The organism is Acidaminococcus sp. CAG:542 (assembly GCF_000437815.1).
GTDB lineage: Bacteria > Bacillota > Negativicutes > Acidaminococcales > Acidaminococcaceae > Acidaminococcus.
In genome coordinates, this window is sequence record NZ_FR902112.1 from 39,656 (window position 1) to 47,213 (window position 7,558).

Annotated in this window: 7 protein-coding genes; all 7 read right to left on the reverse strand. The window is 56.8% G+C overall.

All coding sequences use genetic code 11. From position 1 onward, the window contains the following. Positions 1-122: 122 nt before the first annotated feature. The 7 genes from der to QVO43_RS09835 are packed head-to-tail and all read right to left on the reverse strand — an operon-like array spanning position 123 to position 7,547. Positions 123-1,454: a ribosome biogenesis GTPase Der gene (der, locus tag QVO43_RS09805; RefSeq protein WP_022488336.1), complete on the reverse strand. Its 1,332-nt coding sequence runs from the start codon at positions 1,452-1,454 to the stop codon at positions 123-125. Positions 1,455-1,478: 24 nt separating this feature from the next. Next, entirely contained in the window at positions 1,479-2,525 is a 1,047-nt protein-coding gene (fni, locus tag QVO43_RS09810; RefSeq protein ID WP_022488337.1) for a type 2 isopentenyl-diphosphate Delta-isomerase, read from the reverse strand. A gap of 28 nt (positions 2,526-2,553) precedes the next feature. Further along, positions 2,554-4,602, reverse strand: a complete 2,049-nt coding sequence (locus QVO43_RS09815; protein ID WP_022488338.1) for a bifunctional 4-hydroxy-3-methylbut-2-enyl diphosphate reductase/30S ribosomal protein S1 — start codon at positions 4,600-4,602, stop codon at positions 2,554-2,556. Positions 4,603-4,605: 3 nt separating this feature from the next. Beyond that, positions 4,606-5,202, reverse strand: a complete 597-nt coding sequence (locus QVO43_RS09820) for a lysophospholipid acyltransferase family protein (protein WP_022488339.1) — start codon at positions 5,200-5,202, stop codon at positions 4,606-4,608. 1 nt (position 5,203) lies between these two features. Next, positions 5,204-5,869, reverse strand: coding sequence for a (d)CMP kinase (gene cmk / locus QVO43_RS09825; RefSeq protein ID WP_022488340.1), 666 nt, complete (start codon positions 5,867-5,869; stop codon positions 5,204-5,206). Beyond that, the gene (locus QVO43_RS09830; RefSeq protein WP_022488341.1) at positions 5,866-7,128 is read right to left on the reverse strand and encodes an NAD(P)/FAD-dependent oxidoreductase; all 1,263 of its coding nucleotides are present in this window, start codon (positions 7,126-7,128) and stop codon (positions 5,866-5,868) included. Before QVO43_RS09830 ends, cmk begins: the two co-directional genes overlap by 4 nt. After that, positions 7,125-7,547: an rRNA pseudouridine synthase gene (locus QVO43_RS09835; RefSeq protein WP_022488342.1), complete on the reverse strand. Its 423-nt coding sequence runs from the start codon at positions 7,545-7,547 to the stop codon at positions 7,125-7,127. The genes QVO43_RS09830 and QVO43_RS09835 overlap by 4 nt, the downstream gene beginning before the upstream one ends. Between the last annotated feature and the right edge of the window lie 11 nt (positions 7,548-7,558).

Consider the following 7,558-nt stretch of genomic DNA (forward strand, 5'->3'; position numbering starts at 1 on the left):
CTGCCATAATCCCGGATATCGATGCCGCATACCAGCTTCACCAGCAGCAGCCCGCAGGAAATGGACCCCAGGAGATACCCGATCAGTGCACTGAGAAAGTAATCCATAATCATCAACCGTCCTTATGCCTCGTCCTCGTTCTTGCCCCGGACGATGATGTTGATGGGCGTGCCCTTGAACCCGAAGGCTTCCCGCAGCTGATTTTCCAGATACCGCTGGTAGGAGAAGTGCATGATCTCCGGTTCGTTGCAGAAAATCACGAAAGTGGGCGGTTTTACCTTCACCTGAGTGGTGTAGAGGATCTTCAGCCGTTTGCCTTTTTCCATAGGCGGCTGGTTCATGGCCACCGCATCGGTGACCACCTGGTTCAGCACGCTGGTGGAAATCCGCATGGCGTTGGCTTCCGCCGCATCCTTGATCATTTCCGGCAGCCGGCTGATCCGCTGCTGGGTCAGAGCGGATACGTACACCACATTGGCGTAGGGCATGAAGATCAGTTCGTGGCGGATGTTCTTGGTGAATTCTTCCGTGGACATCACCGTCTTGTTGGGATACAGATCCCATTTGTTCACCACGATTACGATGCCCTTCCCTGCCTCATGGGCATAGCCGGCGATTTTCTTGTCCTGTTCCGTAATTCCTTCCTCGGCGTTGAGTACCAGGAGCACCACGTCGCTCCGGTCCACAGCCCGGAGAGTCCGGATGATGCTGTATTTTTCGATGGGTTCGTCGATTTTCCCTTTCCGGCGCATGCCGGCAGTATCGATGAACAGGTAAGTCTGGCCGTCTTTTTCCACCGGCACGTCGATGGCGTCCCGGGTGGTGCCCGCCACGTCGCTGACAATGGAACGGGTCTGGCCGATAATATCGTTGAAGATGGAGGATTTGCCCACATTGGGCCGGCCGATGATGGCCACCTTGATCACGTCTTCATTGTCCTCGTCATCGTCGGATTCCGGAGGGAATTTCTCCACCACGGCATCCAGCAGGTCCCCCAGATTCAGCCGGTTGGAGGCGGAAATCAGGTAGGGTTCCCCGATGCCCAGGTTGTAGAATTCGTAGGCTTCTGCCTCCTGTTTGGGAGTATCTGCCTTATTCACGGCCAGCACCACCGGTTTTTTGGACTGGCGGAGCATTTTGGCCACTTCCATATCGTCGTTGGTAATCCCCGTCCGGGCATCACACACAAACAGGATCACATCCGCTTCCCGCACGGCAATTTCCGCCTGCTGGCGGATGGAAACCGCAATGGAATCAGTATTCTGCATTTCAATGCCCCCGGTATCCACCATGGTGAATTTCCGGTCCAGCCATTCCGCGTCAGCATAGAGACGGTCCCGGGTCACACCGGGGGTATCTTCCACAATGGAGATCCGGCTGTCGGCAAATATGTTAAATAGTGTTGATTTGCCGACATTGGGTCTGCCGACAATGGCAACTATGGGTTTGCTCATGGAAAGAACCTCTTTCAGTTAAATTCATTTTTCCCCGTAGGGAAGAGCGCGGACCGCTGCGGCCAGGTCCCCGGTAACATAATACCGCACCTGCCGCAGGTCCTCCACTCTGGTACACCCGGTGAGGGTGTAAAAATCTTTCACAGCTTCCAGCAGCTGCCGGATCCAGTCTATGGCTCTTTGGGGTCCCCCGCCGTTCCGGACAAAACGGAGGATATTTCCAGCCATCCCCACAGCATTGGCTCCCAGCATCTGGGCCTTGAACACGTCCAGGGCCGTCCGGATGCCTCCCGAAGCGATAATGCCCTTTTGCCAGCCTTTGGCTTCCACCACTTCCAGAAGGGACAGGGCCGAAGGAATGCCCCACTCGATCAGTTCTTTGTTCCCTTCCCGGTTGCGGCAGCATTCAATGGCCGGGAAATTGGTGCCGCCGGCCCCGCCGGGATCCAGGATGGATACCCCGCAGTCCAGCAGCCGTCTGGCGTCTTCCCGTTCCATACCGCAGCCTGTTTCCTTCACGATTACAGGGACTTCCGACTGTTCACAGATAGCGGCGATCTGTTCCAGCCAGAGGGAAAAATCCCGGTCCCCTTCTTCCATGGCCAATTCCTGGGCACTGTTGAGATGGATCTCCAGGGCCTGGGCTTCCACCATGTCCACAGCCCGGCGGGCTTCCTCCGGAGTGGCCAGTGCACTGACGTTGGCAAAGATCACCCCGTCGGGATTTTCCTCCCGGACCACTTTGTAGGTGTCTGCATACTCTCCGGACCGGACGGCTCCGTACTGAGACCCTACGGCCATGGGACACCCGGTTTCCCGGGCGATCAGGGCCAGTTTCCGGTTCAGATGGGTGACTTTCTCCGCCCCTCCCGTTATGGCGTCGATCACCAGAGGGTGGGGCAGAATGCCCACCCCGGGCAGGCTGGTGGAAAGGTCCACTTTCCTCCGGTCCACCTGGGGCAGGCAGCGATGCATCACCTGCACATCAGAAAAGCCGGTGGCCCTTGGACCATCCTCAAGGTGCACGGCATACTTGATGTGATCGATTTTACGGCTCTCCCGGCTTTTCATCTGTATAAACCCCGCTTATTCCGACAGCTTATTTGTGAGCTTCTGCTTCGGCTTCCGCTTCAGCCAGTTTTTCACCCAGGCCCTGGGACAGAGTGCTCTTCTTGCCCAGATACTGACGCATTTCAGCCTTTTCGGCATCTTCCTTGGCTTTGGTGATGCTCAGGGCAATCTTCTTGTGTTCGGTATCCACACGCAGGACTTTCACTTTCACTTCCTGGCCGATTTCCAGAACATCTTCCGGTTTTTCAATCCGCTGTTCAGCGATTTCGGAAATGTGGATCATGCCTTCGTTCTTGTCGTTCAGTTTCACAATGGCACCGAAGGGCAGGAACCGTACCACAGTACCGGTCACTACATCGCCCACATGGAATTCCTTGGCAGCAGCCACCCAGGGATCTTCCTGGAGAGCTTTGATGGACAGGCTGATCCGGCCTTTTTCTTCATCCAGGCCTTTGATGTACACATTGATCTTTTCGCCCACTTTGTACAGGTCAGCCGGTTTCACGCTGCGGTCCCAGGACACTTCAGAGATGTGCACCAGGCCCTGGACCATGGGAGCGATTTCCACGAACATACCGAAATCAACGATGCTCTTGATGGTCCCTTCCACAGTTTCGCCTTCATGGAAGGTCTGGAAAGCCTTTTCCAGGGCTTCTTTCCGTTCTTCTTCCCGTTTGGCTCTTTCTTCTTTATAGGCAGCGTTCTTGGCAGCCCGTTCTTCACGCAGGACGTTTCTCCGGGAGAATACCAGACGTTTCTTTTCCGGGTTGATTTCCAGCAGGGAAACTTCCAGGTCTTTGCCTTCATATTCCTTCACATCATCCACATGCTTCAGATCCAGATGAGAAGCAGGGATGAAGCCAGTCAGTCCATCATAGGAAACAGTCAGGCCGCCTTTTACAGCCCGCAGGCCTTTTACCTGAACAGTCTTCTTGTCAGCCAGTTCTTCCGGCAGTTTCAGCCAAGCCTGGTCAGCTTCAGCCTTGATTTTGCTCAGAACAACCAGACCATCCTGGTTTTCGCTGGCAATAACCTTCAGGGTCACTTTGTCGCCCGGTTTCACAGTGGGGGCTACGGTGTCCTTGGTCCCACCCAAAGTCCATTGGTCGAAGGCCACAGAACCTTCACTCTGATACCCGAAGTCTACCACGACCTCATCATCGGTCACCTCTACCACGGTAGCCTCCACAATCATGCCAATGTGCAATTTCATGCATTCCTGTTCGCCCAACAAACTTTCCATCGTTTCCATAGTTCCAATAGCCTCCTCAATAATTTCCTGCGGCGTCGATGCGCCAGCAGTGATGCCAATTTTTTGTGCTCCGGCCAGCATCGGTCCAGTGATCTCGCTGGCGTCCTGCAAAAGATAGGAACGGGGGTTGATTTCCCTGGCCAGTTCCCACAGGTGTCTCGTGTTGGCACTGTTCTTGCCGCCAAACACGAAGAAAGCATCTGTTTTCCCTGCCAGCTGCCGTGCGGCAGCCTGTCGTTCTGCGGTGGCAGTGCAAATGGTTCGCACGACTTTATAGTCGCCCGGACGTTTCTCCTGAGCCATTCGAAGCAGAAGGTTAAACTTCTCAGCTTCAAAAGTCGTCTGACTGACTACCCCAAACTTATCTTTTTCAGGAAGAGATCCAAGATCATCGGGTGTTTCGATGATCACAGAATCGCTGCCTGCCCAAGCCTTGATACTTTGCACCTCAGGATGACGCTTCTCCCCAATAATGATGACAAAACGGCCTTCGTCCGCCAGTTCGGCAGCCGTTTTCTGTGCTTTCCGCACATGAGGACAAGTGGCATCGATGACTTTCAGTTCCCGCTGGCGGGCCTCCTCATAAAGAGCAGGGCCCACACCGTGGGATCGGAATATGACTGTATCGCCAGCCGCGAATTGCGCCAGCTTCTCCTTGCATTCTACACCTTGCTGTTTCAGTTTTTCGACAACACGGGGATTATGAACCAATTCACCCAGAGTGGCAATACTATCATTATACCCTTTTGCTTGCAGTTCTGCAACGTGTATTGCTCTTTTTACTCCATAACAGAATCCGCAGGGGTCTGCAACATAGATTTTCATCCGTCAATTATCGCTGTGCGCGTCCATAAGAGCCTGGATTTCCTTCATCAGCTCTTCGCTCAGCTCCTCCACTTTCAGTTTGTTTCCCTGTTCGTTTTCCAGCTTCATGGGCTTGCCGAACACCACGGTGATCCTGGGCCAGAAGCTTTTCCGGCGTTTCAGGTCGCTGCCCAGGATGCAGGTGGGCACCACTTCCGCCTTCCCCTTCAGGGCAATGGCCAGAGCCCCGGGCTGGGCTTTGCCCAGTTTCCCGTCCCGGCTCCGGTGGCCTTCCGGGAAGATCCCCAGCACCTCTTTGTGCTTCAGGATGGTAAGAGCTGTCCGGATGGCATGGGCATCCCCTGCTCCCCGGTGGACCGGAAAGGCTCCCAGGCTTTTGTACAGGGTTCCCAGCACCGGTACGAACAGCTCACTTTTGGCCATGAAATGGACCGGCCGGGAAGAGGCCGTGCCCACCATGGGCGGGTCCAGCAGGCTTACGTGGTTGCAGGCGATCACTACCGGTCCCTCTTTGGGGATGTTGTCCCGGCCAATGACCCGGAGCCGGTAAATGATCCGGAACAGGATGGAAAAAATCAGCTGGACAAAGCGGTACCACATGTTACAGCACCTCTCTGGCCATGGCGGCAATCTGTTCCGTCACCTGATCGATGGAAAGATGGGTGGAATCCAGATACCGGGCGTCTTCCGCACACCGGAGGGGAGAAATCTCCCGGTTTTCATCCAGGGCATCCCGCTGGGCGATCCGTTTTTCCAGGTCTTCCAGGGATACCTCCGTACCCTTTTCCTTCAGTTCCAGATACCGGCGCCGGGCCCGTTCCTCCACGGAAGCGGTCAGGAACACCTTCAGCTGGGCCTGAGGGAATACCACGGTGCCGATGTCCCGGCCGTCCATGACCACGCCGCCCTCACAGCCGATCTTCCGCTGGGCCGCCACCATGGCTGTGCGCACCCCGCCTACAGCTGCCACTTTGGACACGTTCCGGGACACTTCCAGGCTGCGGATGGCATCGGTGACTTCCTCCCCGTCCGCAAAGACCCGGTTCACTCCATCAGCGTACCGGAAGGTAATGGCAATCTGGTCCGCAATGGAAGTGACCGTCTCGTCGCTGAAAGGCTTCCCGCTTTCCAAAAACCGCAGGGTCACCGTCCGGTACATGGCTCCCGTATCGATGTAGGCATAGCCCAGAAGGGCCGCCACCTTTTTGGCGATGGTGCTTTTGCCGGCTCCCGCCGGGCCATCAATGGCAATGATGATTTTTTTCACACAGATTCCTCTTTTCCATCCAAAGCGGCGTGAGTCCCTGCCACACTGCCTGACGAAAAGGCTGCCTGGAGGTTGTAGCCGCCGGTATATCCATCCACATCCATCAGTTCTCCGGCAAAGTATAGGTTGGGCACTTTTTTGGAGGCAAAGGTGGAGGGATTGATTTCTTTGGTGCTTACGCCCCCGGCGGTGACAATGGCTTCCGCCAGGGGACGGGTGCCGGTCAGGGGCACCATGAAGTTTTTCAGGGTCTCCACCAGACGCTGCCGCTCCTTCCGGGTGATCTGGTTCACTTCCTGCTCCGGTTTCAGGCAGGCGGCGTCGATGATCACCGGGATCAGGCTCTGGGGCAGCAGATCATGGAGTCCGCTTTTCAGCTGCTTCCGGCTGTATTTGGCAAAATCCCGCTGGACCCGGGCGTCCAGCTGTTCCGGAGCAAGGGCCGGCTTCAGGTCGATGGACAGGTCCAGGAGAGCCTGGGGATCCTTCTTCCAGGCGGTGGAAGCCGCCCGGGACAGGGTCAGCACAATGGGCCCGCTGACCCCGAAATGGGTGAAGAGCATTTCCCCGAATTCCTGGCCCAGCACCTTGTTTCCCTTCAGCAGGGTGGCCCGCACGTTCCGCAGGCTCAGGCCCTGGAGGGACCGGATCTCCGGGTCGTCGCTTTCCAGGGGCACCAGGGCCGGCCGGGGAGGCCCAATGGTGTGCCCGGCTTCCCGGGCCAGGGCATACCCGTCCCCGGTGGAACCGGTCCGGGGATAGGAAGCCCCGCCGGTGGTCAGAACCACCGCATCCGCAGGGATCATCTTGCCGTCCCCGCAGACCACCCCTGTGACCCGTCCCTGTTCCAGTACCAGTTCCCGGACCCGGGTGTTGGTCCGCAGTTCCACCTTCTTTTTCCGGAGGATCTTCTCCAGGGTTTCCACCACATCCAGGGCCCGGTCGCTCTGGGGAAACACCCGGCCTCCCCGTTCCACCTTCACCGGCAGTCCGTTTTCTTCCAACAGCTCCATTATATCCCGATTGGTGAAGGTATGAAAAGCCCCAAATAAAAATTTTCCGTTTCCCGGCAGCATGGGGATCATGTCCCTCATGTCACAGGCGTTGGTGATGTTGCACCGTCCCTTGCCCGTGATCATCAGTTTCCGGCCGGGCATGGCCATTTTTTCCAGGAGCAGCACCCGGGCTCCGTTTTCCGCCGCCTTGATGGCCGCCAGGATCCCGGCTGCTCCGGCTCCCACAATCACAACCCGCTTCATTTGTTATCCTGTCCTTCCAGGGAGGCTACTTCTTCGGGAGTCAGTTCCCGGAACTCTCCTTTTTTCATCCCCTCCAGGGTCAGGTCTCCCACCTGGATCCGTTTCAGGGATTTCACCGGGAATCCAATGAAGTCGCACATCCGCCGGACCTGCCGGTTCCGTCCCTCATGGNNCCGCCGGCCCTGCCGGTTCCGTCCCTCATGGATGGTCACTGTGAACCGGGTCAGGTTTTTGTCCGGATTCCATTCCTTCACATATACCACCGCAGGAGAAGTGAGCCCGTCTTCCAGGGGCACCCCCAGCCGGAGCACGTCCAGTTTTTCTTCCGGCACCCGGCCGTGGACTTCCACTTCGTAGGTCTTGTCCACATGGTGGCTGGGATGGGTAAGATGCTGGGCCAGCTCCCCGTCGTTGGTCATGAGCAGCAGCC

Coding starts and splice junctions, on each gene's coding strand:
- QVO43_RS09820 (WP_022488339.1), bottom strand. CDS start 5,202: ATGTGGTACCGCTTTGTCCAGCTGATTTTTTCCATCCTGTTCCGGATC.
- QVO43_RS09830 (WP_022488341.1), bottom strand. CDS start 7,128: ATGAAGCGGGTTGTGATTGTGGGAGCCGGAGCAGCCGGGATCCTGGCG.
- QVO43_RS09815 (WP_022488338.1), bottom strand. CDS start 4,602: ATGAAAATCTATGTTGCAGACCCCTGCGGATTCTGTTATGGAGTAAAA.
- fni (WP_022488337.1), bottom strand. CDS start 2,525: ATGAAAAGCCGGGAGAGCCGTAAAATCGATCACATCAAGTATGCCGTG.
- der (WP_022488336.1), bottom strand. CDS start 1,454: ATGAGCAAACCCATAGTTGCCATTGTCGGCAGACCCAATGTCGGCAAA.